Raw genomic sequence first — 25,154 nt, 5'->3', positions numbered from 1 at the left:
CCGGTGTTCCCTCGGGTCTTGCTGTCACAGGTACTGGCCCGTATTCGCGGTGGTTTCGATGGACTTGCCCGGTTCCTGACCGGCCTTGCCCTGAACGATCGTGCGGATGTAGGTGATCCTCTCGCCCTTCTTACCCGAAATCCGTGCCCAGTCATCCGGGTTGGTGGTGTTGGGCATGTCCTCATGCTCACGGAACTCATCCACAACGGCCCGAAGCAGGTGATCGATTCGAAGACCCTTCTGTTGATTGGTCAGCAAATCCTTGATGGCATACTTCTTGGCGCGATCCACCACGTTCTGGACCACGGCACCGGAGTTGAAGTCCTTGAAGTACAGCATCTCGGTATCGCCATTGGCGTAGGTGACCTCGAGGTACTCGTTGGACTTCTCAGTGGAGTACATGGCCTCCACCGTGCGCTGGACCATGGCATCCACAGTGGCCTGCACGTCGCCGCCATACTCAGCCAAATCCTGGGCGTGGAACGGCAGGTCAGTGGTGATGTACTTGGCGAAGATGTCGGCCGCAGCTTCAGCGTCGGGACGCTGGATCTTGACCTTCACGTCGAGGCGACCTGGACGAAGGATGGCGGGATCGATCATGTCCTCACGGTTTGAGGCGCCAATGACGATCACGTTGTCCAAGCGCTCCACGCCGTCGATCTCACTGAGCAATTGCGGCACGATGGTGGTTTCGACGTCGGACGATACGCCGGTACCGCGTGTGCGGAACAACGAGTCCATTTCGTCGAAGAAGACAACCACGGGGCTGCCATCGGACGCCTTTTCACGCGCGCGGGAGAAGATCAGCCGGATGTGGCGCTCAGTCTCACCCACATACTTGTCCAGGAGCTCAGGGCCCTTGATGTTCAGGAAGTAGCTCTTCAGATCGGTATTGCCAGCCCGTTCCGCCGCCCGGGCAGCGAGGGAATTCGCTACTGCTTTGGCGATGAGGGTCTTGCCGCAGCCCGGAGGGCCGTACAGCAAAATGCCCTTTGGGGCCTTCAGGCCATGCTCACGGTACAGGTCCGGATGCAGGAACGGCAGCTCCACGGCGTCCCGGATCTGTTCGATTTGCGGGCCCAGGCCACCGATATCCTGGTAAGTGATGTCCGGAACTTCTTCAAGGACGAGGTTCTCCACCTCAGCGCGCGGGACCTTCTCCAGGGCGTAACCTGTCCGGGAATCAAGCGACAACGCATCGCCCACTTTCAGGTGAACGCTCTGGAGCGCTCCCGATAGCCTGACGACGCGCTCTTCATCGGCGCGGCCGACCACCAGCGCCCGGTCCCTGCCCAACATTTCCTTGAGCGTGACGAGCTCGCCGGCGCGTTCGTAGCCGAGTCCGGCCACTACCAGCAGTGCCTCGTTAAGCAGGACTTCCTGTCCGACAGCGAGCTGGTTGAGGTTCACCAGGGGGCTGACGCCCACACGCATCTTGCGGCCCGCATTAAAAATGTCCACGGACTCTTCGGTGGCTGCCTGCCCCGAACTGCCGGCGGCCGGCTGTTTCCGTGGGTTGATCTGCACCACGGTACCGAAGCTGTAAGGAGGTTGACCCTCCTGCTCCAAGGCGCCCTTCAAGCGAAGAATTTCGGCCTTCGCCGTTTCCAGCATGCTGACAAGTTTGCTGTTGTTCTGGGTTGCGGCTGCCAACTGGCGGTCGATGTGGCGAAGCTTGTCCCGAAGGATATTGATCTGCCGCTCGGCAACAGTCAGTTCACTCGAGGTCTCCGGCGGCTGAACAGCGCCAAGCCTCCGGCTTGCCGTATTCTCCGCTGCGTCGTTTGCTTCTTCCGGCGTCGGCCGTCCAAGGTCGTTGTTTGACGTATCCACGATTCATCAGCCCCTTCCTGCGCTTAACAAGACCTTAGTCCCGAAACGCTCAGGGTGCTGGGTGACATTCGGAATGCGAACCCTATTGTGACCTTTGTCAGTTTGTGACTGAGGGCTCATCCTGGACGTTGGTCCCGGCGATTGCGTCGCGTGCTGCACGGCGCAGTTTCTTGTCAGACACGGCGCGCTCCCCCACTGCTGCGGGGGTCCACGCGTTAAGGTCCTCTTCGCTGAATTCAGTCTTGGACGGGCGGCGCTTCACGGAGATTCCGGTGACGCCATCGGCCAGGCGGCGTGTGACAAGCAGGAATCCGGTGTGGGCGACCATGCGGTGATCCGGACGGACTGCGAGGCCTTCGAGGTGCCAGCCTCGAACCATCGATTCCCAAGCATCCGGCTCTGTGAAGCGGCCATCAGCGCGGATTGCCTCGGCGGTGCGGGACAGCTGGGTGACGGTTGCTACGTAGTTGATCCAGACGCCGCCGGGAGCCAGCACGGTGGCAACGGCATCCAGGCATTCCCATGGAGCCAGCATGTCCAGCACAACCCGGTCCACGGACCCCGGGGCCTCGGCCTTGACGACCTCTTCCTGGAAGTCACCCAGGGAGATCTGCCAAGCGGGGTGCGGGCCCCCGAAGATGGTCTCCACGTTTCCCCGTGCGATGTCCGCGAACTCTTCGCGACGCTCGAACGAGTGGAGGTAACCGCCGTCGCCGACTGCGCGCAGAAGGGAAATGGACAGGGCGCCTGAGCCAACTCCCGCTTCCACAACACGTGCACCGGGGAAGATGTCAGCCATGGTGACAATCTGGCCGGCATCCTTGGGATAAACCACCGCCGCACCGCGGGGCATGGACAGCACGAAGTCAGAGAGCAGGGGCCGCAACGTCTGGTACTGCTGGCCGACGTTGTTGCTAACCACGGACCCATCCACCTTGCCGATGATTTCATCGTGGTTCAAGAAGCCGCGGTGCGTATGGAAAGCGCCGCCCACTTCCAAGGTGATGGTGTTCATTCGCCCGCGCTCGTCCGTGAGCTGGACCCGCTCGCCCACGCGGAAAGGCCCGCGGCGTCGTGCAGCGCCTGTCGGCTGTACGGCCGAGCCGGTGGCCGACTCGTCAGTGCCTGCGCTTGCTGCGGGGGCGGCGGTTTCGCTGCTCATGTGGTGTTCCTCGCTCCTGTACGGCTGGGCCGCGATGTGTGACCGGCTGGTGGGCGCCAAAAAATCAATGGGTCTCTTTTGTATAACCGCCGGCATGTAACTCTACCGGCAACGCAGTCAGGCGCGCCCGCTCCTGCGTGCTTCCTTACCTGTTATGGCCGTCACTACCGCCTGCTGCCGGAGCAGCCCGGTGACGATGCCGTTGTGGTCCACCACAGCGTATTCGCCGCCTTCGAGTCGGGCCAAGTACTGGATCAATTCCTGCCCCTTCGACCATTCCGGAACGTAAGCCCCTGCAGCCAGGGCGTGCGACACAGCGGTGACGGGCGTCGTCGTAGAGGCAGCGGCGGGCACCGCGAGTGTTGCGCTGAAATCCACAACTCCCTGCGGTTTGCCGTCGGGGCCGCAAATCACGACGGCGGGACTTCCGGTGGGTGAAATGTCCAGGACGTCAGCCACTGTTGCCGAGTTCGGCACGCCTAGTGCCGGCTCAGCGAGGCCGGCGGCACTTACCAAGTAGAGACGGCTGCGGAGCTTTGCGTGGTGGATGGAGCTTGAGGCGCCCATCCAGAGGAAGCCGCACACCAGCACGGTTATCACAATGAAGGTGAGGTCCGGCCACGCGCCGCTGATCAAGGGGACGCCGATAAACAAGATGACCAGCACGACGACGATGATCCGGCCGGACCAGCCGGCAGCGATAGTGCCCTTGTCCTGACTGCCGGTCGCCTTCCAGACGGCCGACTCCACTAAGCGACCACCATCGAGTGGCATTCCGGGAAGAATGTTGAAGATGCCGATCAAGAGGTTGGCTCGCATCAGAATGTCGCCCAAGGTTGCGGACACGCCGCTGAGCAGGTCGGTGGACATCACAGCCCACATCACCCCGGCCACCAGGAAGTTGGAAGCGGGTCCAGCCAGGGCGACAACAACCGAACGTCCCGGCGAAGCCGTGAAGTTCTCGAATTGTGTGTGTCCGCCCCAAAGATTGAGCACGATTTTTTCGGTGGGCCACTTGAAGGCTTTTGCGCTGAGCGCGTGTGCAAGTTCATGGATCAGGACAGAGAGGGCGAGCAGCAGGGCAATGCACAGCGCTACGAAGTATGCCCAGTTGTTCAGATAGGGCATGTAGTCCATCAGGACCGGGCCGTAGACGATCACCGTAAAAGCTGCGATGACAAACCACGAGTAAGCCAGGTAAACCGGAATGCCCGCGATTCTTCCGAGGGGGATGCCGTCCCGCTTTTTGTTTTGCGTGTGATGCTGTGTGGATGGGCTGCTCACCTAGTTGGCCCCTTCAAGCAGGTTTGCTGCGGCGAAACGGTCAGCCACGAGCTGCTGTAGATCGGGTGCGGTGCGGCCAACCAACGTGGGCCACGTGATCATCCGGGGGTCTTCCGGGAGGGGAACCTGATGGGGAATTCCCACTGTGACCACACCCGACGCGATAGCGGCAGTTGCACCTGGGATGGAATCCTCCAAAGCGACGCAGTTGTCAACGGTGACGGACGGGTCGTCCAGCCTGAGCCGTTCCACCGCCGTGAGGTAGGCCTCGGGGTGCGGTTTTCCGTTGGTGACAGTATCGCCCGTCACCATGAACTCGAAGTAGGGCTTGGCGAGGCTTTCCACCACGACGCCGGCCAAGGGGCCCTCGGACATGGTCACGAGGGCGCAGCGGATGCCTGCCTGGTGGAGTTCATCCAGCAGTTCCCGGGCGCCTGGCCGCCACGGGACTTCTTTTCGGACCTGTTCGATGACCTGTGTGCTCAGGGTGTCCACGATTTCACGGGCCTCAAGCCTGACGCCGGCGGCCTGCAGAACGGCTGCCGAGTGAAGCAAAGCCTGGCCCACCAATTGCATGGCCTGCTGCTGGGACCACGTGCCGCCGTAGGATTCCACCAGCGCACGCTCGGCCGCGATCCAGTAGGGCTCGGTGTCCACGAGTGTGCCATCCATATCCCAGAGCACGGCTTTGAGGAGGGGCTGGCTGGGTAACGAATGCATGGTTTCCAGTCTACGTGGAACCTGGCGGGCGGCTGTCCCCGCGTTGCGCTGTGGGCGAATCGCGGACACGCTTCGGCGCGGAATGCCATGCATCCATAAGGGTCTTGGACGTAGGGTGAGTGGATGAACAGTGTGGACGGGACCCCCGAAGGACAGGACATGACCGCGGAGCCCGAGCGTTTCCTCAAGGAACCCGCGGACGGCCAGCGCGTCACCGTAATGCTCGCGGCGTTTGAGGGCTGGAATGACGCCGGTGAGGCTGCCAGCGATGCGCTGCACTACTTGAACAAGCTCTGGGACGGCAAGAAGGTTGCCACTGTGGACGCCGAGGAGTATTACGACTTCCAGTTCACGCGGCCAACCGTGCGGCGTACATCCTCAGGCGCCCGAAAGGTGAAATGGCCGTCAACGCGGATTTACAAAGCTGAAGTTCCGGACAGCAACGTGGATGTGGTTCTGGTTCTGGGCACTGAGCCCTCATATCGCTGGCGGGCCTACACCACCGAACTGCTGGTCCATGCTGAAGCGCTCAAAGTGGACTCCGTGATTTTGGTGGGTGCGCTCCTCGCCGACGTTCCCCACAGCCGTCCAATTCCGGTGAGCACCACCACCGAGGACAGTTCCCTGCGGGAGCGCCTCAACCTGGAAGCTTCCCAGTACGAGGGACCAGTGGGAATTGTGGGTGTGCTCGCAGAGTTCGCGATGCTGGCAGGGCTGCCGACGGTCTCCCTGTGGGCAGCAGTTCCGCATTACGTTGCCCAGCCCCCTCCCCCAACGGCGCAGCTGGCGATCCTGCACAGGATCGAGGACCTGCTGCAGGTTCCCTTGGATAGCCAGGCATTGGCTGAAGAATCTGAAGCCTGGGAGCGCGGCGTGGACGAGCTTGCAACGGAAGACCCTGAGATTGCTGCCTATGTGCGGCAACTGGAAGAAGCGAAGGACACCGCCGATCTACCGGAGGCGTCCGGCGAGTCCATCGCCCGCGAGTTTGAGCGGTATTTGAAACGTCGCGGCAAAGAACGTCCTTGACGGATTAATGCCGCCGAAACCAGCAACGGCCCTGACACGAAGTCAGGGCCGTTGGCGTTTTCTTTTGTGGCCTAGAGTTCAACCCCAAGCAAAGCGTCGATGGCATCCGTGACAAGCGCGGTGTCCTGCTCGGACTTGTCCGAGCCGGAGCGAATAGCTTCCGCGGCCCAATGGTCGACGGCGGCTATGGCACCTGGAGCGTTGAGGTCATTGGCAAGTTCATCGCGCATGGCTGATATGAGGGCCGCGGCGGATCCGGCCGGGGCATGATCCAGTGCCGCACGCCACTGCTTGAGCCGGTCCTTGGCTTCGGCGAACTCCGCATCGGTCCACGACCAGTCAGAGCGGTAGTGGTGGGCAAGGATTGCAAGGCGGATTGCCGCAGGTTCCTCACCGGCAGCGCGAAGCTTTGAGACAAGAACCAGGTTGCCCTTGGACTTGCTCATCTTTTCGCCGTCCAACCCCACCATGCCGGCGTGTGAATAGTGGCGCGCCAGCGGGACTCCGGACAGTGAATAGGCGTGGCCGGCGCCCATTTCGTGGTGCGGGAACACCAGGTCCGAGCCACCGCCCTGAACGGTGAAGGGAGCGGGAAGGTACTTCTGAGCGATCACGGTACATTCGATGTGCCAGCCAGGCCGGCCATCGCCGAGGGTGGAACCTGGCCAACTCGGCTCGCCGTCACGGGCGACGCGCCAGAGCAAAGGATCGAGGGCATGGCGCTTCCCGGCCCTGGTGGGGTCGCCGCCCCGTTCAGCGAAAAGCTCCAGCATCTCCTTTTCGCCGAGGCCGGAGACGTCGCCCAGCGTCCAAGCGTCAGTGGCATCCGAGCGCTTGCCTGCCGTCTCGACGTCGTAGTAGACATCGCCGTCAGGTTCTCCTTCGGAGCCGGAAACGCGATAGGCCACGCCGTCTGCAATGAGCTGCTCGATGGCGGGAACGATGTCCGGGATGGCCTCCACCGCACCGATGTAATGGTTCGGAGCGAGGACATTCAAAGCGTCCATGTCTGTCTGGAACAAGTCAATCTGGCTCTGCGCCAATTCGCGCCAGTCCACGCCAGTGGCCGTGGCCCGCTCCAAGAGCGGATCATCGATGTCCGTGACGTTCTGGACGTAGGACACCCGGACGCCGGCATCGCGCCAGGCGCGGTTCAGGAGGTCGAAAGCCACGTAACTGGCTGCGTGTCCCATGTGGGTGGCGTCATACGGCGTGATGCCGCAGACATACATCGACTGTTCCGGCTGTCTTTCGACGTCCACCACACGGCCAAGGGCTGTGTCGTACAGACGTAGTTGCGGCATGCTGCCGGGCAGCTCAGGAACAGGGCGGGAGGTCCACGATTTCACTACTCAACCTTAGTGCTAGGCGCTGATCACATTGAAACCGAGCAGGACATACAAGGCCAAGCCAAGGAGAATCCGGTACCAAACGAACAGCCGGTAACTGCGGGTGGAGACAAACTTCAGGAACCAGCCAATGATGACGTAACCCACCACGAAAGCGATGACTGTGGCCAGCGCAGTCTCCGGGAGGCCATAGGGACCAGCGAGTCCCTCGTTGGAAACTGTCTTGTAGAGCTGGTAGAGGCCACTGCCGAACACGGCCGGTATGGCCAAGAGGAAGGAGTACCGGGCGGCTGCTTCACGTGTGTACCCCATGAGCAGGCCGGCGGTGATGGTGCCGCCGGAGCGGGAAACGCCCGGGATCAAGGCCATGGCCTGTGCAAAGCCGTAGAGGATGCCGTGCTTGTAGCTCAGCTGCGTGAGATCCCTCTCCTGCCTGCCAACGGCGTCGGCAACAGCAAGGATCATGCCGAAGACGATCAGCATGGTGGCGACGATCCACATACTGCGCAGCACCGACTCGATCTGGTCCTGGAACAACAGGCCCAGGACGATGATCGGCAGGCTGCCCAGGATGACCAGCCAACCCATGCGGGCATCCGGATTGTTGCGCTCCACCTTGCCTGTGAGGGAGCCGAACCATGCTTGGACGATCCGTACTATGTCACGCCAGAAGTAGACAATCACGGCGGTTTCAGTTCCCAGCTGCGTTATGGCCGTAAAGGCAGCACCGGGGTCTGCGGCATTCGGAAGGAATGATCCGACAATCCGCAGGTGTGCGCTCGAGGAAATCGGGAGGAATTCGGTGAGGCCCTGCACCAGGCCCAGCAAGGCTGCTTCTATCCAGTTCACGTGAATAGACCCTACGTCATGAAGTCCTCTAACTCCCCGTAAGCTAACTGCTATGCAGCAGCGTTATGTCGGAAACAGTGGATTCCGTGTGTCCTCATTGTCCCTTGGAACCATGTCCTGGGCCCAGGAGACCGACGAGCAGGACGCTGCCGAACTGCTCCATGAATTCGTTGCCGCCGGCGGCACTGTTGTGGACACGGCAGCGTCTTACGCCCAAGGCCGGGCAGAAGCCATGTTGGGGTCCATGCTGGGCGATGTGGTGGCCCGATCGGAAATTGTGATTTCCACGAAAGCCGGCGTGTCGTCGTCGGACTCCAGGCGCAGTATCAATGCTTCCCGCGGCGCGATGTTGTCCGCCCTTGATGCCAGCCTCGCCAGGCTCGGCACCGACTACATCGATATTTGGTTCGCCCACGAGTGGGATCCGAACGTGCCCTTGGACGAAACCCTTTCAGCATTGGAGTTAGCCCAGCGAAGCGGGCGTGCACGCTACGTGGGTATCTCCAATTACAACGGCTGGCAGACGGCCAAGGCAGCGGCAGTGGCCGGCTTCACTCTGGTGGCCAACCAGTCCGAATACTCGCTCGTTCAGCGCAAAGCCGAGGACGAACTCATCCCTGCCGTGGAAGACGCAGGACTGGGGCTGATGGCATGGGCGCCTTTGGGCCGTGGTGTGCTGAGCGGCAAATACCGTGGACAAATTCCTGCTGATTCGCGTGCCGCCCAGACTCGCCTTGCTGGCTACGTAGAGCCGTACCTCGAGTCGCGGCCATCCCGCGTGGTGGAAGCTGTGGCCATGGCAGCGCGCGGGCTGGGGAGGACACCAATGGACGTATCGCTGAGCTGGCTGCTCTCCAGGCCCGGCGTCTCCACCGCAGTGGTAGGGCCCAGAAACGCTGTTCAGCTCAAGGAACTCCTGGACGCTCAATTGACGGCGCTGCCGGCTGAGATTGCGCGCGCTCTCGAGGACGTTTCTGCAGCGTAGTCCAGCCTATTCGCGATCCAGGATGTCCAACAGGTATCGCCCGTAGCCGCTCTTGGCGAGCTTGGCGGCCTGCTGGCGGAGCTCGTCATCGGTCAGATACCCCATTCGCCAAGCCACCTCCTCGGGAGCACCAATCTTCAAACCCTGCCGGTTCTCGGTGGTACGGACATAGTTTGACGCGTCATTCAGGTCGCTGAATGTACCGGTGTCCAGCCATGCGGTTCCACGGGGAAATTTCTGCACATGCAACCGGCCGAGCTCCATATACGTCCTGTTGATGTCCGTGATCTCCAGTTCCCCGCGCGGGGATGGCTTCAGGTCCTTGGCCATGGCAACCACGTTGTTGTCATAAAAGTAGAGCCCCGGAACGGCATAGTTGCTTTTGGGAACGGTGGGTTTTTCTTCGATGGAGACGGCCATGCCATGGTCGTCGAACTCGACCACGCCGTAGGCAGACGGGTCCTTGACCCAGTAGCCAAAGATTGCACCGCCGTCCACATCGGCATAGTGCCGGAGCTGGTTGCCCATGCCGGGGCCGTTGAAGATGTTATCGCCCAGGATAAGGGCCACTTTGCCGCTTCCGATGTGCTCCTCCCCCAGGATGAACGCCTGAGCAAGCCCGTCGGGCGTTGGTTGCCGGGCGTAGCTGAGGTTGATCCCGAATTGGGAGCCATTTCCCAATAAATTCTCGAATTGAGGGCCATCCGTTGGCGTTGTGATGATCAGTATGTCGCGGATGCCGGCCAGCATCAGCGTACAAAGCGGGTAGTAAATCATGGGTTTGTCGAAGACTGGAACCAACTGCTTGCTAATTCCGAGCGTTATGGGATGAAGCCGGGAACCCGTACCGCCAGCAAGAATAATTCCGCGCATCTAACTGTCCTCTCCCGCTGCGCAGCACCGTATTCGGCGGTTACGCTATGGCCATGCAGAGAATCCTTGTCACCGGCGGGGCCGGATTCATCGGATGCAATTTCGTTCACTACATCATGGAGCACACCCGCCTCCATGTCACGGTCCTGGACAAACTGACCTATGCCGGCAACATTGAATCGCTTTCAGGACTGCCGTCAAGCAGGTTCGCTTTCTTCGAAGGTGACATATGCGATGCCGCCATGGTGGACTCACTAACCTCTTCCGTAGACGCAGTTGTCCATTTCGCAGCTGAATCGCATAACGACAACTCCCTTGCGGAGCCCCGTCCGTTCCTTGACACCAACCTGCTGGGAACTTTCACTCTCATAGAGTCGGCGCGCAGGCATGACATCCGTTTCCATCACATTTCCACTGATGAAGTGTACGGAGATCTGGCCTTGGACGATCCTCACCGCTTTACTGAAGAGTCCGTCTACCGTCCCACCAGTCCATACTCAGCTACTAAAGCGGGATCGGACATGTTGGTCCGCGCATGGGTGCGCTCGTTCGGCCTCCGGGCGACCATCAGTAATTGCTCCAACAACTACGGCCCCTATCAGCACGTGGAAAAGTTCATTCCGCGGCAGATCACCAACATCCTTGACGGTGACCGTCCACGCCTTTACGGCAAAGGGCGGAACGTTCGTGACTGGATCCATGTGGAGGACCATTCCTCCGCAGTCTTGGCAATATTGGAGCGCGGCCGCGTGGGAGAAACCTACTTGATAGGCGCCGACGGTGAACGGTCCAACCGCGAGGTGGTTGAGATGTTGCTCTCGCTCGCCGGACAACCCCGCGATGCTTATGATCTGGTGACCGACCGGCCCGGTCATGACCTCCGTTACGCCATCGATTCAAGCAAACTTCGACGCGAGCTTGGTTGGGCCCCCCGATATTCGGACTTCGACGCCGGACTGGCGGACACGGTTCAGTGGTACAGGGACAACGAACACTGGTGGCGGCCGCAAAAGGCAGCCACAGAGTCCAAATACGCAGGCCAAGGACATTAAGGCGTGAAACCGGGAGAGCAACTGCACTCGAGGACCACGCCCATTCCAGGCTTGCTGCTGTTTGAACTGGCAGTTCATGGTGATGAACGAGGCTGGTTCAAGGAGAACTGGCACCGGGCCAAGATGCGGGACATAGGCCTCCCGGACTTCGGGCCGGTGCAAAACAATATCTCCTTCAACGCAGCACGCGGAACGATTCGTGGGTTTCATGCCGAGCCATGGGACAAGTTCGTGTCCTTGGCCTCCGGCCGCATCTTCGGCGCCTGGGTAGACCTCCGCGAAGGTCCAACGTTCGGGACCTCGTTCTGCGCTGAACTGACTGCCCACGACGCCGTGTTTGTCCCGCGGGGCGTAGGCAACGCCTTCCAGACTCTGGAAGACGACACCGCCTATACGTACTTGGTCAACGACCATTGGAGCGCGGAGGCGCAGAGGGACTACACCTTCCTCAACCTTGCCGACGAACACGTCGCCGTGCCCTGGCCGATTCCCTTGAAGAGCGCCATTCTGTCTCCACAGGACAAGAAGCATCCGCGCCTCGCGGACGTTGTTCCCATGCCGGGGCGCCGCACGCTGGTCCTTGGAGCTGAGGGCCAGTTAGGCACAGCACTCCGGCATGCCTTCGAAGGGGACGCCACGGTGGAGTTCGCTGGCCGCGCGCAATTCGACATCACCTCTGAGGCCTCCTACCGCGCCGTCAACTGGCGCTCTTACTCCGCGGTTATCAACGCCGCCGCGTTCACGGCGGTGGATGCCGCCGAAACTCCGGAAGGTCGCGCAGCTGCCTGGAACATCAACGCAACTGCTGTTTCCCGCCTGGCGCGTGCCGCCGTCGAGCATTCACTGACATTGGTCCATGTATCCAGTGACTACGTTTTCGACGGCACAGCAGAGGTCCACTTCGAAGATGAGGTGCCCACTCCCCTGGGAGTCTACGGTCAGAGTAAGGCCGCAGGTGACGCGGCGGTAGCGGCAGTGCAGAAGCACTACATCGTCAGGACAAGTTGGGTTGTGGGCGAGGGGAGAAACTTTGTTCGAACCATGGCATCGTTGGCGGCCAAGGGCGCCTCGCCATCGGTAGTGGATGACCAATGGGGGCGGTTGAGCTTCGCAAAAGACATCGCTGCGGGAATTCGGCACCTGCTTGATCATCAAGCCCCTTACGGAACTTACAACCTCAGTAATGGCGGGGAGCGGCAGTCCTGGGCCGGAGTTGCGCGGGACGTGTACAGGTTGAGTGGAGCGGACCCGGAACGGGTGACGCCCATCAGCACCGCGGACTACATGGGGCCGGGAACTGCGCCGCGCCCCCGCAGCAGCGTCCTGGACTTATCCAAGATCCGTGCCACCGGCTTTGATCCCCCGGCGGCAACTCAGCGCCTCGCTGAGTTCCTCAGGAGCCTGCAGCTCTAGCGGAGTCCTGCGAAACGTCCTAAAGTAGCCGTACGGCAGCCTCTTGCAGGAGGCCGGGAGACAACTCAAATGAACATGTTGACACGGCGGCACAGGTCCGCCACCGACGATCCAGGCAGTGCAGCAGCCTCGGGTCGTCGGCCACATGGTAATGCCTTGAGTTGGAGCCGAGAATGCTGCTACCGAAAATCCTGCCCACTGGAGATCTGCTCCACAGGGTAGTCCCCCACCTTTACCCGCGACGTGGTGTCACAGCCGGAAGCCCGCGTCATCAGCGGCACCAAAGTGTGGCCGGTTCCGCAGAGCCGGTGGCGGGGGCTCCTTGGGTGAACCTGGGCGGGGTCCCGGTCAGGCTCATGGAAGCTGACGGCGCGATTCGGGAAATTTTGGATCGTGCTGGCTCCCCCGATGCGCCACCCCTGGGCGTTTGCTCCGCAAATTTGGATCATGTCCGGCACTTCGGAACCGGAAGCCGCTGGATGGGCACCTTGGACCCGCCCGCACCTGTCGAATGGTTGACCCTGATCGACGGCGCACCCCTGGCCACCGAGGCGCGGCGCCTGACGTCGAGGACGTGGCCCCGGCTTGCCGGCAGCGACCTCATTCACCCCCTCCTGACAGGCGCAGCGGCACGGGGCTTGCGCCTGGGGTTCCTGGGAGGTTCAGAAGAGACCCAGAAACTGATCGCGGGGAAGTTTGCAACGGAGAGGCCTGAGCTGAACGTAGTTGGTTGGTGGGCTCCTGCCAGGTCCACGCTGGGGGATGCCGCAGCCTCCCGCAAGCTCGCCCAGGAGATACGGGCGGCAGCCCCCGACGTCCTGGTGGTTGGTTTGGGAAAACCCCGACAGGAACTGTGGATAGCCGAGTACGGCCACCTGACAGGCGCCAAGGTCCTGCTGGCGTTTGGTGCCGTGGTGGATTTCCTGGCGGGGAACGTCCGGCGTGCTCCCTCATGGGCCAGTTCGCACAGCCTCGAATGGGCATGGCGCCTGATGCTGGAGCCACGCCGGTTGGCACGCCGCTATTTGGTGGAGGGGCCGGAGGCGTACGTGAAGTTGCGGATGTGGAGCAGTTCCGACATCGAGCCCAGAACTTTGCTTTCCACCACCGCATACGCCGTCCCGGAACCCGTGCCCAGCCGGGCTCCGGGACCTTTCGTGTCTGTTACCGAGAAGGCCGACGTCGCCGTAATTGTGGTCACCTACAACAATGCCGACGATGTCGGGCCGCTGCTCGCCAGCCTGCGGAAGGAAACTACGGATCAGTCGATCAAGGTGGTGGTGGCAGATAACTCTCCCGATGAGAGCACCCTCCTTGAACTGTCGCACCATCCCGACGTCACAGCAGTTCGCACGGGTGGAAACCTCGGGTATGCCGGCGGTATCAACACCGCGTTGTCCGTGGCCGGCCAGGCTGGCAGCTACCTAGTCCTCAACCCGGACCTCCGCGTAGAACCTGGAGCAGTGGCCGCCATGCTTAGGCGGATGAAAGAGCTGGGGGCCGGCATGGTTGTTCCAGTCCTGTTGGACGATGACGGAAGTATCTACCCGTCGTTGCGCCGCGAGCCGGGCGTTCTGCGAGCGCTTGGTGACGCGGCGTTGGGCAGTCATGTGAAGGCCAGACCGGGATGGTTGTCTGAGATGGACTTTGACCCGGAGAGTTACTTGCACGGGCATTGTGTTGACTGGGCTACGGGTGCGGCTCTCCTGATCAGTGCCGAGGCGGCTGATGCGGTGGGTGCGTGGGATGAGCAGTTTTTTCTGTATTCGGAAGAAACGGATTATTGCCACCGGGTGAGGGACGCGGGTTTCTCCATCTGGTTTGAGCCTGCAGCCCGGATGTGGCACGAACGTGGGGGGTCGGGCACGTCACCCCAATTGACTGCGTTGATGTCGGTTAATCGGGTCCGCTATGCAGACAAGTATCTTGGGCGCGGCCGTGCGCTGGCTTTCCGGGGTGCGGTCCTGGCCGCGGAGGTTGCCCGTTTGAACAAACCCGGACACCGGGATGCAGCGTTGGCGGTCCTTAGTCAGCGGCGTTGGGAGGCCTTGCCCCACGCTACGCGGACCACGACCGCAGCTATGCCATGACCGGGTCCCATCCCCAGGGTGCTGTCATTATCCCGGCCCATAACGAGGCCAACGTTATAAGCCGGACGCTTGAGGCGTTGAGGGAGGTTATCGAGTGGGGCACTGTTGATGTCGTGGTGGCTTGTAATGGGTGCATGGACGGCACTGAGGCCGTTGCGTCCCGGTGTGAGGGTGTCCGCGTCCTTCATGTGGCCGAGGCATCCAAGACTGCTGCGTTGAATGCTGGTGACCAAGCAACGCAGCGTTGGCCCCGCCTCTACTTGGACGCCGATATCGAGGTCAGCGCCCCAGCGCTTCGTGCGGTCTTTGGGGCGCTGGAGAGCAACACAGTGCTGGCCGCACGTCCTGCGTTCCGCTATGACACTGCGGGTGCCTCGTGGCTGGTCCGGGCCTACTACCGCGCCCGGTGTCGGATACCGGGAAACGCCCAGGGGCTCTGGGGTGCAGGTGCGTATGCCCTGAGCTATTCAGGACATGAGCGGCTGGGGACTTTCCCTGCGCTAACAGGTGATGACTACTACGTAGACCGGTTGTTTTCTGATGAAGAGAAGGCAGTGCTGCCCACCGAGCCTGTGGTGGTCAGGACGCCACGGACGTGCACCGCTTTGTTGTCTGTCCTCAGGCGGACATATCGGGGGAACGGGGAGCAGGATCGAGTATCAGGTGGTGCGTCTGCTGCTCGGACTCTACGTGAGTTGCTCGCCTCGGTGAGGGGGCCGCTGACGGCGTTTGATGCCGCCGTTTACGTCGTATTCGCCGGTGCGGGCCGCCGTCGTCCCCTGTTCTCCCGCAAAGTGGTGCCCGCTTGGGAGCGGGACGAGAGTAGTCGGTAGTCAGAAGCCGCAGGTGCCGCCGCCTTCGATGCGGTAGAGGTGGACGGCGTTGCCGTCTGCGAATGTATCTGTGAAGGTTCCGTCCACGATGGGGATGGTTCGGTCTTCGTCGATCACGACGGCGGTGCTGCCGCCGCATTTCACGGTGAAGGTTGCCGCTCCGGCTGTGTTGTTGTTCGCTCCTGCGAATACGTAGACCTTGCCGTTGTGGAGTTTCGTGGCTTGGTCTACAGGGCCGGTTGTTGTGACCGCGTTGTCCAGGAATGGCGCGTTCAGGACCGGTGCCAGGGCTGTGATCTGCTTGTTGACGTTCGTTAGCGTGGGAACGATGTCTTTGCCGCAGTCTCTGATGACGTGTTGGGTTACGCAGGGTCCGCCGAAGTTGTGGTTGAAGTAGATGATTCCGCGGGCGCCGTGGATGAGGCTGCTCCAAACTGCGGCCCGCAGCTCTGGGCCAGTAATGGTTTTAGTCCCCTCTACATCACCTGATGGATGACCGTTCTCGATGAAGGCCCAGACGGGGATCATTGCAGATGGGTCCTGGAGCGCACGCAGCCGGTCTATGGTCCAGCCATAGTTTGCTGCGAGCCTGCACTCGTCGGGGTTCAGATCCCGGGTGTAGTCCACGATTGCTCCGCCCTCGCCTTTTCCGCAGATATTGGGATCCGTGAACCAGTAGTTATCTGCAGACACCACGTCTTGGAGGCCTCTGACAAACTTTGCCGCTACCGTGTCGGATTCCCAGAACGTAACGCCTTTGCCGTAGTTGGCGTAGAGCATGGCTTCTTTGGGGGCCAAGGCACGGCGGTCCCTTTGGATCGTGTAGCCGCACGGTGTTCCGTCCGGTGAGCAGACGGGTCCCTCGCCAGGGTAGTTGCCTGTCCACTGAGCGTCGCCCGGGCCCGCCCACATGTCCACTTCGTCGCTGAGCGTGTAGCCGGCAGCGGCTTCATGCGGGAAGGAAGGCAGTGCGAACATACCGGAGTCCCGGATCAATTGAACGTTCGAGTTGGCAGTGAGCTCCACGTATGTGTTGATGCCGGCATCGGAGTCCATGGACACGTTTCCCTTGTCAAGGACACTTTCCAGCCACACACCGATGGGAAAGAACGAATCCACAGCGGGAAGGCCGGCTCTGAACTGGGCGTAGTAGGCCTGTCCGCCGTCTACTTGGCGAAGGGCTATCGGCGCCGCGGTGACATTCTGTGTCGGCGAGGCGCTGGATGCGCTGGTCGCGGATGGAGAAGGTGGGGCACCGCCGCCAGCCGCGGCAACTGCGAGGACAATGCTCGCAATGGCAACGGCACCCAGGACCCATGCTGTTTGCGGCTTCATGTTCTGCCTCTCCGGATTTTCGATTCCATCAGTTCAGCCAGTACGAGCGCGCTGGTTCTGACATCGAAAGCCTGTTCAATCCTGGAACGCCCTTGTTCAGCGATTGATAAGGCTTTGTCGGGATGCTGGAGGAGTTCGAAAATTACCTCCGCGAGCCGGCCGGGGTTGTGGGGTTCCACCAGAATTCCGCTCTCACCCCCCACTACCAGTTCCCGGACACCTCCCGCGGATGTCACTACGACGGGCACTCCCATGGCCATGGCTTCCATGATGGCGACTCCGAGCGGTTCTGAGTGACTCGCCAAGGCGAAAAGATGCGCTGCGGCAAGTTCTTCCCGGACTTTGTGTTCCGGGACCGCACCCAAAAAACGCACGTTGCGTTCCAATCCAAGCTCGCGGACAAGACGTTCAAGCTCCTGTCGGTAACCAGTACCACCGAGCTCGTCCTCACCGGCCAATGTCAGGTGCACATCAAAGCCGGAACTCATAACTATGGTGATTGCTTTGAGCAGATCCGCATGGCCTTTGCTTCGATTCAACCGTGCGCAACAGAAAATCCTGGCTTGGCCCTGGCCTGACCAAGGTTTATAAGGTGCCACACGTTTAAAGGTGTCCAAGTCCACGCCCATGGGCGCTACCCGGATTTCTCCGGGCAGATGGCCGTCCAAGGCTTCCCTGACTTCGGCCAGCAGCCGTGCCGTGATGACCACCGAGAACTCGGCGTTTTGCCATTTGCGGAGCTGGTTGGGCCCGTAGTCGCTCAGAGGGCCGTGCAGGGTCAGGCTGTAGGGTATACCGGAAATGGCATGTGCGAAGAGAGCTACTTGTGCGGCGTCTGCACATGAGTGCACATGGACGTGGTCCCACTGACGTGTCTCCGCGTGTCGGGCAAGTTCCCCGCCAGCCCAGAGCAGAGCCGCGGCGCGTGCAACTGCGTAGCCCAGCCGCGGGCTATCAAGGTCACGGGAAGACTCGTAGGGACTGGCCGCGCTGCGGACGATGGCGCCCAGGCGGCCGCCGGCCACCGCGCGAAAAGCTCTTGTGCCCCCGCCCATGAAGGTTTTGATGCTGGGCGGTGTCAAATAGTGGGTGGCCGCCACTTCATTGCGTGCCCACTCCGGCAGGAGAGCCAATTGCCGCGGCCGCCGGGTTGAGACCGGTTCCGGCTCAAGTCCCAACTGCTTGAGTGCCCGAAGCTCACGCCAAAAGAAGCCGTGTGTTTGTCCTGGGAACTCAGGCACGAAGTAGCCGAAACGAACCATGTCCCACCTTTCTGCGCCTCGGTCGTTCGTTGGTTGCCATGTTCAGTAGCGGTGCTGGTCAGACAGTCGTTCTCTTGTTGGGAGCCCTATGGTCAGCATCGGCATTCAGGATGCCCTGAACGGCGTTACGTTGCCGGAGCAGCTCTTCCTTCGGTGAGGGCACACCCAACTCCACCAGGGTTTCCAGTTCGGAGAGGGTGTCCGCATGGGAGGGCGCGGCGCGTTCACCCTCCGGGTTCACTGCTTCACCCGTGCGCTTTTTACGGCCCTTCCTGGTCGGAACGGATGATGTGCGTTCTGTTCTGGCCCGTTCGCGTGCCGATTCCACCGATCGTGCCACTGATACCGCCCCCAACGTGAGGACCAGGCCCGCAACCACCACCACTATGAGCGATCTCAGACGGCTTGAGAACTGTTCAGTTGCCTTATCCGGCACAGCGACCACCAAGGAGGTGAACAGGTACCGGTCAGAAGCGCCATTGACCGTCTGGATTGTTTGGAGTTCCTGTTCCAATCGTGTTCCAAGGGCACGCACAGTATCCAACGCGATGTCTTCGCTATCTGAAACGGCACTGATCTCCACTAGGAACGCCGCTGACGGACGCTCCACCTTGTAGTCGGTAGCCAGGCCGGCCTTGTCCAGCGCTTCGCTGGTTGAAGCGTCATTCAGCCGGGTGGTGATGACTTGGGTTATCAATGATGAATCGGCCGAACGCAGATAGGGATTATCGGTATTGAGGGTACCTAGGGCAGGGTCCTTTTCTATTTCCTGGGATGACGGGATTTTTGGATTCACAATCGCGTAGGTCGTCAGGGCCTCATATGATCTGGGCGCGTAAGAGTACATGTAGACGGCTGCGAATGCGGTCAGGAACAGCACTGGCAGGACAAAGACTTTGTGGTGCCACAGGGTCTTGAGAACTGCTATTGGATCCATGTCTCCCCCTTGGGAGTCTTGGGTGCAGGTCCCGCCGGCACCGGGCTATTGCCAATTATCGATGGCACTTCTTTTCGGAGTTCCAGTTCACGTCGAACCATGATCCATGACCCTCCTGCCAACCCCACGATGAAGGGGTACATCAAGGCAAAGACGGGGAACGACATTGAATCAAAGGTGAGGGAGCAGACGGCCGCGATGACACCCGCCGCGGAAACAGCGCCGGTAAAGCACCGTAGGGCCGGAATCCGGGATGCCCGGGCGGCCAGCAGACTTGAAATGCCGGGTATGACCAGGTAAGCAATTAGCCCGATCAGTCCGACGACGCCGATCGTGACTAAAGAGTTCAGATACTGGTTGTCCAGGATGTAGATGGCGTTTGTGGGCATGTAATTCCCGGGACCAACTCCAAAGTAGGGGTGCTCGGCGACCATGGCGGCCACCCTCGGATAGTTGTTGGTTCGCGTAGTGATGGAAGGGTCGTCTTCGCCCGCCGTAAACGAGGCTGTCAAGGTGCCGACCAGCCCCGGTACGCCCAGAAAAAGCACGGCTATGACGGCGGGTGTTGCCACCAAAGCCCACCGCCGGGCGATTCGTGGCAGAAAGGGTATGAAGACGAGAAGCCCGGTGACCAATCCAAGGATGCCGGACCGGGATACCGTGGATGCTATGGCAAAGACCAAGAGGGACGTTCCCAACCAATGGAGCCACTTGCGTCCACTCTTGTCATAGATTCCTCTCCATATGGAGAGCGGCAAAAGCATGGAAGCAACCACGGCCAGTTCAATGGAATGAAAAGTACTGCCCGAGACCCGCATCATGAAGCCGCGCATCTGGAAAGGCGTGTTTCCTCCGTTGTCCGTGAACCCTGGCATTGCGGCCTGCACCCATTCCATGGGATTGAACCTGAAGAAGAATTGAAGTACAGCCACGACGCAGCAGAAGAATGCTCCGGTGAGTATTGCCCGGGACAGGGACAATGCATCGTTGAGTGTCCGCACAGCCTCGGCTGTGACGAGAATGATGCCGGCGCTCGCAAGGAGCAAGATGAGCCAGCGGTCGGCGGCCGCCCGCGCAGTTACGGAACTACCCCCCGTATAACCCGAATACAAAGCTGCGTAGGAGGCGCAGGTTCCGACCCACAGCAGGACCAGCCCGATGCGTCCCGGGTGACGCGGGCTCAGAGGGTTCTGTAAGCCGAATAGTACGGAACACAGCCACACCGCCAGAACTAGAAGGGCCAGAAGCAGGGGCACTGTCCCGATGGCGCCCAACGGCTTCACCACCATGTTGGATGGGAAGAAGAAGATCCCGAATGCCGCAATCCTCAGCAGCAAACCAACGCGTCTGCCAGGACCCGGGGTGAGGTCCAAATCCACCAGCTGGACCTCCGGCCTGGGCGGAAGGACATTGAACTCGCGGTTTCTGCGCTTCATGTCAATTCCCACCGCTGGTGCCTAGTGCAGCGCGACTCCACAATTCCGGCGAACGCTGCTTGGGACTGCGACCAGTCCGGGCGCGGCCGCTGTGCGATTCGCTGTGCGCGCTCCTTAATGTCAGAGGCGCTGACTACCCCTGCGAGCGCCGCGGCAAGCCGGTGGGGTGATACCGGTACCCAGACGACGTCGGGATCTGTCAATTCCTGAGAGGAGAAAAGGGAATCATTGAGAACGGGGACGTTCCCGGCCGCTAAGAGCTCGCCGGGCACCAGCGAGATGTTGGTGAAGGAGATTGCCAGGCCGGCTATGGTCTGGTTGTACAGCTCGTTGAGTTGCTGCGGCGAGAGATTCCCGTGATTCGTGACGGGAATGTTCCAACCGGAAGTCTCGTCCCCGTAGACATGGATTTCCTGATCCGGCCGCAGTGAATGGAATTCTTCGAGGGCCATCTTGCCGATGAGGTATCCCCGGCGGTCTACCGACTTCTTGGCGTAGAAGACCACCCCACTGCGTACGGATCGCCCATGCGGGTTTCGGATTAAGTGATAGATGTCCGTGTCGCAGCCGAATGGAACCGTGGTCTCCGGCAGTTGACCCAGTTCGGCCTTCAGGACACTGCCGATCATGTCGCCCAGCGCTATGATGGTGAACCCAAATCGATAGCTGTCCTCGGCCAGTGAGTAGAGGGCGCCGCGCGGGTAGAAATAGGGTTCGTAATCCTGGACGAAGTAGAAACGATGGACGCTGTGATGGGATCGGGCTGCAATGACGTGCGCCGATGACCATGAACTCGCCACGACGGCATCGATACCGTCCATGCCCTGCGTCGCGCTGCGAATTTCCGCGCGCATCAGGGGCCAGTGTCGCCGGATGACCGCTTCATGCCGGGATACGTCGTCGTCGTTTCGGTCATAGAGGAAGAGGATGCAATGATGCCCTCGATCCTCCAGCGCACGGACCATACGGAAGAACGTCGTGTGGCCTCCAGAACCGGGGCCGGGTGGGGTGCATACCCATCCAATTGTCAGGGGACCCATCCTGAGGGGGGCATCGTGTGGATGCACAAGCCCTGCCGGGTCGGTGATGTCTTCATCGCGCAGGGGGAAATCCGGTTCGGCGAGGCTCCATCTTTCGAGCGCTGCGCGTGCTCCTTTCCTGAGAGCCTGCCTTCCCAGCGAGGACCAGCCGTCGCGCCTGAGCCGGGACAGGATGTGGGCTGCGGTTGATTGGCTGGCGTTCATGGCTGTGCCGTCCTGCCCGTCTCGCTGATGTGGTCTGTGAACTCCTTGAGTGCACGCCGCCTTGTTTCCAACGGAATGCCGGCCTTGGCCGACAGCATGACTGCGAGGGCGTCGTGTGGTCCTGAACTGAGCAACTGCTGTAGCTCTGCCCCGTTCAGCGCTTGTTCTGCGGAGTGGACTGTCCCCTTCATCGTTGTTGAGGTTGCCCGTTTCCCGCCCAGGACTTCGTCTACGAAGATCCCATAGAGCATCATTTCGGACAATCGCAGCTGGCTCGCCACGGCTGTGCTCCAAGCCGAGCCGGCTGTGTTTTCGATGTGCAGCAGCATCTGCCGCACAATGTGTGGTTCCCACAGGCAAGGCCAGCAAATGTAGTCGGTGAGGTCGCCGTCGGAGGGCGGCTGTATTCCGAGCAGCCTTCGAGCCGAATCGTGCCACAGTCGGTGACCCGGCAGCGTATGGTCGACCCCTCCTGGTTTTCGATACATGCAAACTTCGCCGTCCACGCTAAAGGCGTCCAGGGTGGTGGGTCGGACCAGGACGCTGTCTGAATCCATGAGCAACACTCCCCGTGCGTCGAGTGTCGCCACGACGGCAAGTTTGATGATTTGCTGGCATATCCACCCACGAACCGGCGGCCATGGCCGTGCGACGTTGACCCACATGTTGAGCCACGGGAGTTTGAGGAATGAAAGTGGCAGGTATTCCCTGGCATCGTGAACCACTGTGCGTGGTCCGGCGAGGCTTTGGAACTCGGTCAGGTCGTTCCGCGGCACAATGATGTGGTGGACCACATCCGCGGCAGTCATTGTCAAAACCGAGCGGTTCAGGTCCTTGCAGAGTTCCAGATCGGGGCCGTAGCTGGGCGTGACTACGGCGAGCGTCTCGCTGACTGGGTCGGTTCGGAGGTTATTAGACACCACTGTTATGCCACCTCCGTATCTGCAATGTGTGTCGGATTCTGCGGGCCAGCCTCGGAGGTCCGGACCACAAAGGTTGGCCAGCCAGGGCCGGCCCCAGCGCACGTCTTCTGGCGTAACTGTTCCAAGCCTCAAGTTCTGTGGGGTTATCCACGAGTTCAGCGGCGAGTGCTGCGAAGGCCTCGGACTTGGGCGCCGCGCCACTCCCCCGGTCGTATTCGTGGCAAGCCCGGGTCAGTGCATCGTTCGCCAGGGCACGCCGGGCTTTGGCTTTGAACTCCGGGGCCTCGGGAATCTTGGCTGCAGGACCGGAGAACAGGACATCGAAGGCGTCCCGACGTGCCTTGAGGTCCTCCAGTTCATCAATCCCTGTGGCCGACAGGCTGTCCGCGTGTTCACGGTGCCAGGCCTGGTCGGCTCCATGTACGTAGGCGACATCGGCAAAGGCGGCGATCCTGAGCCACATCTCCATGTCGTGCGTGTGCTTGAGGTGTGCCTGGTATCCGATGGTTTGGAGGACGGATCGTCGCATCAAAGCTTCAGGCGAAGTAATGACGTTTACTCCGCTCCGGCACCTCTCCCGGAGCCATTCCCGCCCCGGCCACACTGTCCATGCCTTTGCAGATAGCCGTGGAGCTGGAAGCTCTTTGGCCTCAAAGTGCAAGGGATGTCCGTAGACGAGTCCAACTGAAGGATAGGCGCGCGCAACGTCGACGGCGCGTCGCAGGGAACCGGGTGTCAAAATGTCATCAGCGTCGAGCCGGACCATGAACTCGCCCTGTGCACCTGCGGCGCCATCATTGAACGAAATCACGGGTCCGCGATTACTCTGGTGGCGCAGTACTTTGACCCTGTGGGACATCGCCGCCAGTTCCAGGGCTACATCATGGCTGTTGTCCGTGGATGCGTCATCAACCACGATGACATCCGCTGTCACATCGTTCTGGGTGAGGGCGCTCTCAACCGCCTGCCGGAGGAATCGGCCATAGTTGTAGCACGTGATGACCACAGTGACCGTGTCGGCTTGTGCAGGAGCAAAGCTTGCTGGCTGACTGACTTTAGTCTTCACCAAGAGTGGACCGGGAGTGGGGCTTCCGCTCACCGGACCGTTGTCATCGTTGCCGAGCATGCTCCGCACCTCACCGAGACGGCGGAGGACCCAACGCCACAGCAGCAACGCGTAGGTTCCTGCGCCGGCGGTGCCCCCGGCCAGGAGCCCCTCCACTGGACCGTCGAACGGCATAGCGGCCGCCATGGCTGCCGCTGCAGCAGGTATTGCCGCGAGACACGGGGGCCACAGGCTGCGAAACGCCGCACGTATGTCCGCCCCGTTCCGGTGAAGAGCGAAGGCATAAGCAGGGCCGACGACGACGAACGCCACCATCAAGTGGGCCGCCGCTGCTCCGGCAATCCCGCCAATGATGACGCCGAAAGTCAGCGCTGGAATGAGTGCGGCGATCCAGGCGACTTGGACGAAAAGGGTTGCCCGGGCCGCACCGTTTGCAAGTAGGTACGAGGCGGCAAGGTCGAATCCAACGCGTAAGGAACTGAACAACCCGAGCCAAACGAGTACGCTGGCCGCTGGCAGCCAACGTGCCCCGTACACGAATTCTATGAGCTGGGCGGCTAGCAGGGCGAGCATGATTCCGGCCAGCAAAGCGACGGCCCACACGGGTCCGAGCAATATCCCAAAGCTCCCCTTCCGCATGGTGCCGGAAATCCGGGCGAAGGCCGGGAGCGCAACGGAACGCACCACTTGGCCCAATGCACTCATTGGCCACGTCGAAATATTGAAGGCCAGAAAGTAATAGCCCAACGCCACCGGACCCGCCAGCCGCGAAATGGCCACATTGTCCACGTTCAAAAGCGCCCATGACAAAAGGTTCGCGCCTGCCACAGGAAGGCCGAACGCAATCACTGCCGGAGCGATGGATTTGTCGAAACCCAAACGGAAGGGCGTTCGGGCCAGCCTGAATTGCACCAGCAGGGACACGGCTTGGGAGATCAGGCGACCGGCCGCGAGCGCCATAACACCCCAACCCACAATGATCAGGAGGAGGACCAGGGCCGTTCCTACGGTGAAATCGACCAGCGCGACGATGAAAAGTTTCCGCTGGGCAAATTCGCGTTGCAAGGTTGCGTATGGCACCACGCCCACGCCGGCGAGGAAAAGTGAGAAAGACATGACGGCGATGACAGGACCAGCCGAAGGGCTGCCGAGGAGTTCAGCTGTGCCCTGAGCTGAAAAGGCCATAGCGGCTGCAAGCGTTGTCCCAGCTACTACGCCCAATGTTGCGATTGTTGGTGCTTTCCGTTCCGGATCCTCGGACCTGATGAGATCCGCGCTCATGCCCAGGTCTGCCATGGTCATCAGGACCGTCTGTACGGTGAGCGCCACGGCGAACACACCAAACTGTTCCGGGCTGAGGAGACGGGCAAGTGCTATGCCCACAGCCAGGCTCCCCAGACGCAGGACAATGTTGCTGATACTGCTCCAGGCCAGTCCATGCCTGACTTGCAGTCCGAGTTCAGGTTGAGTCTGCGTCAT

Annotated in this window: 20 protein-coding genes; 6 read left to right on the top strand and 14 right to left on the bottom strand. The window is 61.0% G+C overall.

The features are described 5' to 3' along the window. Positions 1-24: 24 nt before the first annotated feature. From arc to ARUE_RS11640, 4 genes are all read right to left on the bottom strand, one after another. Positions 25-1,833 (bottom strand): proteasome ATPase, encoded by a 1,809-nt coding sequence (gene arc / locus ARUE_RS11655; RefSeq protein ID WP_011774860.1) that lies wholly within the window; start codon positions 1,831-1,833, stop codon positions 25-27. A gap of 97 nt (positions 1,834-1,930) precedes the next feature. Next, positions 1,931-2,995: a tRNA (adenine-N1)-methyltransferase gene (locus ARUE_RS11650; RefSeq protein ID WP_043470271.1), complete on the bottom strand. Its 1,065-nt coding sequence runs from the start codon at positions 2,993-2,995 to the stop codon at positions 1,931-1,933. A gap of 117 nt (positions 2,996-3,112) precedes the next feature. Continuing rightward, entirely contained in the window at positions 3,113-4,279 is a 1,167-nt protein-coding gene (locus tag ARUE_RS11645; protein WP_014921923.1) for a site-2 protease family protein, read from the bottom strand. Then, on the bottom strand, positions 4,280-5,092 hold the full coding sequence (locus tag ARUE_RS11640; RefSeq protein WP_014921922.1) for an HAD family hydrolase: 813 nt from the start codon (positions 5,090-5,092) through the stop codon (positions 4,280-4,282). It lies immediately after the preceding gene. A gap of 30 nt (positions 5,093-5,122) precedes the next feature. Here ARUE_RS11640 and ARUE_RS11635 point away from each other — a divergent pair, with 30 nt between their 5' ends. Then, on the top strand, positions 5,123-6,028 hold the full coding sequence (locus tag ARUE_RS11635) for a PAC2 family protein (protein ID WP_014921921.1): 906 nt from the start codon (positions 5,123-5,125) through the stop codon (positions 6,026-6,028). Positions 6,029-6,099: 71 nt separating this feature from the next. Here the strand turns inward: ARUE_RS11635 and mshC are convergent, their stop codons facing one another. Both mshC and ARUE_RS11625 read right to left on the bottom strand, forming a co-directional pair. Further along, positions 6,100-7,377: a cysteine--1-D-myo-inosityl 2-amino-2-deoxy-alpha-D-glucopyranoside ligase gene (gene mshC, locus ARUE_RS11630; RefSeq protein WP_014921920.1), complete on the bottom strand. Its 1,278-nt coding sequence runs from the start codon at positions 7,375-7,377 to the stop codon at positions 6,100-6,102. 15 nt (positions 7,378-7,392) lie between these two features. Continuing rightward, a complete protein-coding gene (locus tag ARUE_RS11625) occupies positions 7,393-8,226 on the bottom strand; it encodes an undecaprenyl-diphosphate phosphatase (protein WP_011774854.1) in 834 nt (277 codons plus the stop codon). Between the two features lie 52 nt (positions 8,227-8,278). Here ARUE_RS11625 and ARUE_RS11620 point away from each other — a divergent pair, with 52 nt between their 5' ends. Next, positions 8,279-9,211, top strand: coding sequence for an aldo/keto reductase (locus tag ARUE_RS11620; RefSeq protein WP_011774853.1), 933 nt, complete (start codon positions 8,279-8,281; stop codon positions 9,209-9,211). A gap of 6 nt (positions 9,212-9,217) precedes the next feature. Here ARUE_RS11620 and rfbA read toward each other — a convergent pair whose 3' ends face one another. Further along, positions 9,218-10,084: a glucose-1-phosphate thymidylyltransferase RfbA gene (gene rfbA / locus ARUE_RS11615; protein WP_011774852.1), complete on the bottom strand. Its 867-nt coding sequence runs from the start codon at positions 10,082-10,084 to the stop codon at positions 9,218-9,220. Between the two features lie 53 nt (positions 10,085-10,137). On the opposite strand from rfbA, the gene rfbB reads away from it, so the two are divergent. The 4 genes from rfbB to ARUE_RS11595 all read left to right on the top strand — a co-directional run bounded on the left by rfbB (position 10,138) and on the right by ARUE_RS11595 (position 15,472). Continuing rightward, entirely contained in the window at positions 10,138-11,136 is a 999-nt protein-coding gene (gene rfbB / locus ARUE_RS11610; protein WP_043471321.1) for a dTDP-glucose 4,6-dehydratase, read from the top strand. A 3-nt stretch (positions 11,137-11,139) separates the two neighbouring features. Then, complete coding sequence (locus ARUE_RS11605; RefSeq protein WP_014921918.1) at positions 11,140-12,549, top strand: sugar nucleotide-binding protein; 1,410 nt, start codon at positions 11,140-11,142, stop codon at positions 12,547-12,549. A gap of 173 nt (positions 12,550-12,722) precedes the next feature. Continuing rightward, positions 12,723-14,639: a WecB/TagA/CpsF family glycosyltransferase gene (locus ARUE_RS11600; protein WP_014921917.1), complete on the top strand. Its 1,917-nt coding sequence runs from the start codon at positions 12,723-12,725 to the stop codon at positions 14,637-14,639. After that, on the top strand, positions 14,636-15,472 hold the full coding sequence (locus ARUE_RS11595) for a glycosyltransferase (RefSeq protein WP_014921916.1): 837 nt from the start codon (positions 14,636-14,638) through the stop codon (positions 15,470-15,472). Before ARUE_RS11600 ends, ARUE_RS11595 begins: the two co-directional genes overlap by 4 nt. On the opposite strand, the gene ARUE_RS11590 is transcribed toward ARUE_RS11595, so the two are convergent. The 7 genes from ARUE_RS11590 to ARUE_RS11560 are packed head-to-tail and all read right to left on the bottom strand — an operon-like array spanning position 15,473 to position 25,154. Further along, a complete protein-coding gene (locus tag ARUE_RS11590; RefSeq protein ID WP_014921915.1) occupies positions 15,473-16,807 on the bottom strand; it encodes a hypothetical protein in 1,335 nt (444 codons plus the stop codon). Further along, on the bottom strand, positions 16,804-18,069 hold the full coding sequence (epsE, locus tag ARUE_RS11585; RefSeq protein ID WP_014921914.1) for an exopolysaccharide biosynthesis GT4 family glycosyltransferase EpsE: 1,266 nt from the start codon (positions 18,067-18,069) through the stop codon (positions 16,804-16,806). The genes ARUE_RS11590 and epsE overlap by 4 nt, the downstream gene beginning before the upstream one ends. Before the next feature lie 58 nt (positions 18,070-18,127). Beyond that, positions 18,128-19,006 (bottom strand): hypothetical protein, encoded by an 879-nt coding sequence (locus ARUE_RS11580; protein WP_011774845.1) that lies wholly within the window; start codon positions 19,004-19,006, stop codon positions 18,128-18,130. Further along, positions 18,994-20,442: an O-antigen ligase family protein gene (locus tag ARUE_RS11575; protein WP_014921913.1), complete on the bottom strand. Its 1,449-nt coding sequence runs from the start codon at positions 20,440-20,442 to the stop codon at positions 18,994-18,996. The genes ARUE_RS11580 and ARUE_RS11575 overlap by 13 nt, the downstream gene beginning before the upstream one ends. Then, complete coding sequence (locus ARUE_RS11570) at positions 20,439-21,686, bottom strand: rhamnosyltransferase WsaF family glycosyltransferase (RefSeq protein WP_014921912.1); 1,248 nt, start codon at positions 21,684-21,686, stop codon at positions 20,439-20,441. The genes ARUE_RS11575 and ARUE_RS11570 overlap by 4 nt, the downstream gene beginning before the upstream one ends. Then, positions 21,683-22,606 (bottom strand): DUF6492 family protein, encoded by a 924-nt coding sequence (locus ARUE_RS11565; protein WP_286139639.1) that lies wholly within the window; start codon positions 22,604-22,606, stop codon positions 21,683-21,685. The genes ARUE_RS11570 and ARUE_RS11565 overlap by 4 nt, the downstream gene beginning before the upstream one ends. Continuing rightward, the gene (locus ARUE_RS11560) at positions 22,599-25,154 is read right to left on the bottom strand and encodes an oligosaccharide flippase family protein (RefSeq protein ID WP_011774841.1); all 2,556 of its coding nucleotides are present in this window, start codon (positions 25,152-25,154) and stop codon (positions 22,599-22,601) included. The genes ARUE_RS11565 and ARUE_RS11560 overlap by 8 nt, the downstream gene beginning before the upstream one ends.

Source organism: Arthrobacter sp. Rue61a, assembly GCF_000294695.2.
In the GTDB taxonomy this organism is placed as follows: domain Bacteria; phylum Actinomycetota; class Actinomycetes; order Actinomycetales; family Micrococcaceae; genus Arthrobacter; species Arthrobacter aurescens_A.
Note: the sequence above shows the minus strand (reverse complement) of the source record. Positions and strands in the feature narration are given on the sequence as shown.

What these genes read in the sequence shown, in the direction of transcription:
- epsE (WP_014921914.1), bottom strand. Translation starts at nt 18,069, where the DNA reads ATGGTTCGTTTCGGCTACTTCGTGCCTGAGTTCCCAGGACAAACACAC.
- rfbB (WP_043471321.1), top strand. Translation starts at nt 10,138, where the DNA reads ATGCAGAGAATCCTTGTCACCGGCGGGGCCGGATTCATCGGATGCAAT.
- ARUE_RS11635 (WP_014921921.1), top strand. Translation starts at nt 5,123, where the DNA reads ATGAACAGTGTGGACGGGACCCCCGAAGGACAGGACATGACCGCGGAG.
- ARUE_RS11640 (WP_014921922.1), bottom strand. Translation starts at nt 5,092, where the DNA reads ATGCATGGCATTCCGCGCCGAAGCGTGTCCGCGATTCGCCCACAGCGC.
- ARUE_RS11595 (WP_014921916.1), top strand. Translation starts at nt 14,636, where the DNA reads ATGACCGGGTCCCATCCCCAGGGTGCTGTCATTATCCCGGCCCATAAC.
- ARUE_RS11650 (WP_043470271.1), bottom strand. Translation starts at nt 2,995, where the DNA reads ATGAGCAGCGAAACCGCCGCCCCCGCAGCAAGCGCAGGCACTGACGAG.
- ARUE_RS11600 (WP_014921917.1), top strand. Translation starts at nt 12,723, where the DNA reads ATGCTGCTACCGAAAATCCTGCCCACTGGAGATCTGCTCCACAGGGTA.
- rfbA (WP_011774852.1), bottom strand. Translation starts at nt 10,084, where the DNA reads ATGCGCGGAATTATTCTTGCTGGCGGTACGGGTTCCCGGCTTCATCCC.
- ARUE_RS11570 (WP_014921912.1), bottom strand. Translation starts at nt 21,686, where the DNA reads ATGAACGCCAGCCAATCAACCGCAGCCCACATCCTGTCCCGGCTCAGG.
- ARUE_RS11560 (WP_011774841.1), bottom strand. Translation starts at nt 25,154, where the DNA reads ATGACGCAGACTCAACCTGAACTCGGACTGCAAGTCAGGCATGGACTG.
- ARUE_RS11590 (WP_014921915.1), bottom strand. Translation starts at nt 16,807, where the DNA reads ATGAAGCCGCAAACAGCATGGGTCCTGGGTGCCGTTGCCATTGCGAGC.
- ARUE_RS11575 (WP_014921913.1), bottom strand. Translation starts at nt 20,442, where the DNA reads ATGAAGCGCAGAAACCGCGAGTTCAATGTCCTTCCGCCCAGGCCGGAG.
- ARUE_RS11620 (WP_011774853.1), top strand. Translation starts at nt 8,279, where the DNA reads ATGCAGCAGCGTTATGTCGGAAACAGTGGATTCCGTGTGTCCTCATTG.
- ARUE_RS11580 (WP_011774845.1), bottom strand. Translation starts at nt 19,006, where the DNA reads ATGGATCCAATAGCAGTTCTCAAGACCCTGTGGCACCACAAAGTCTTT.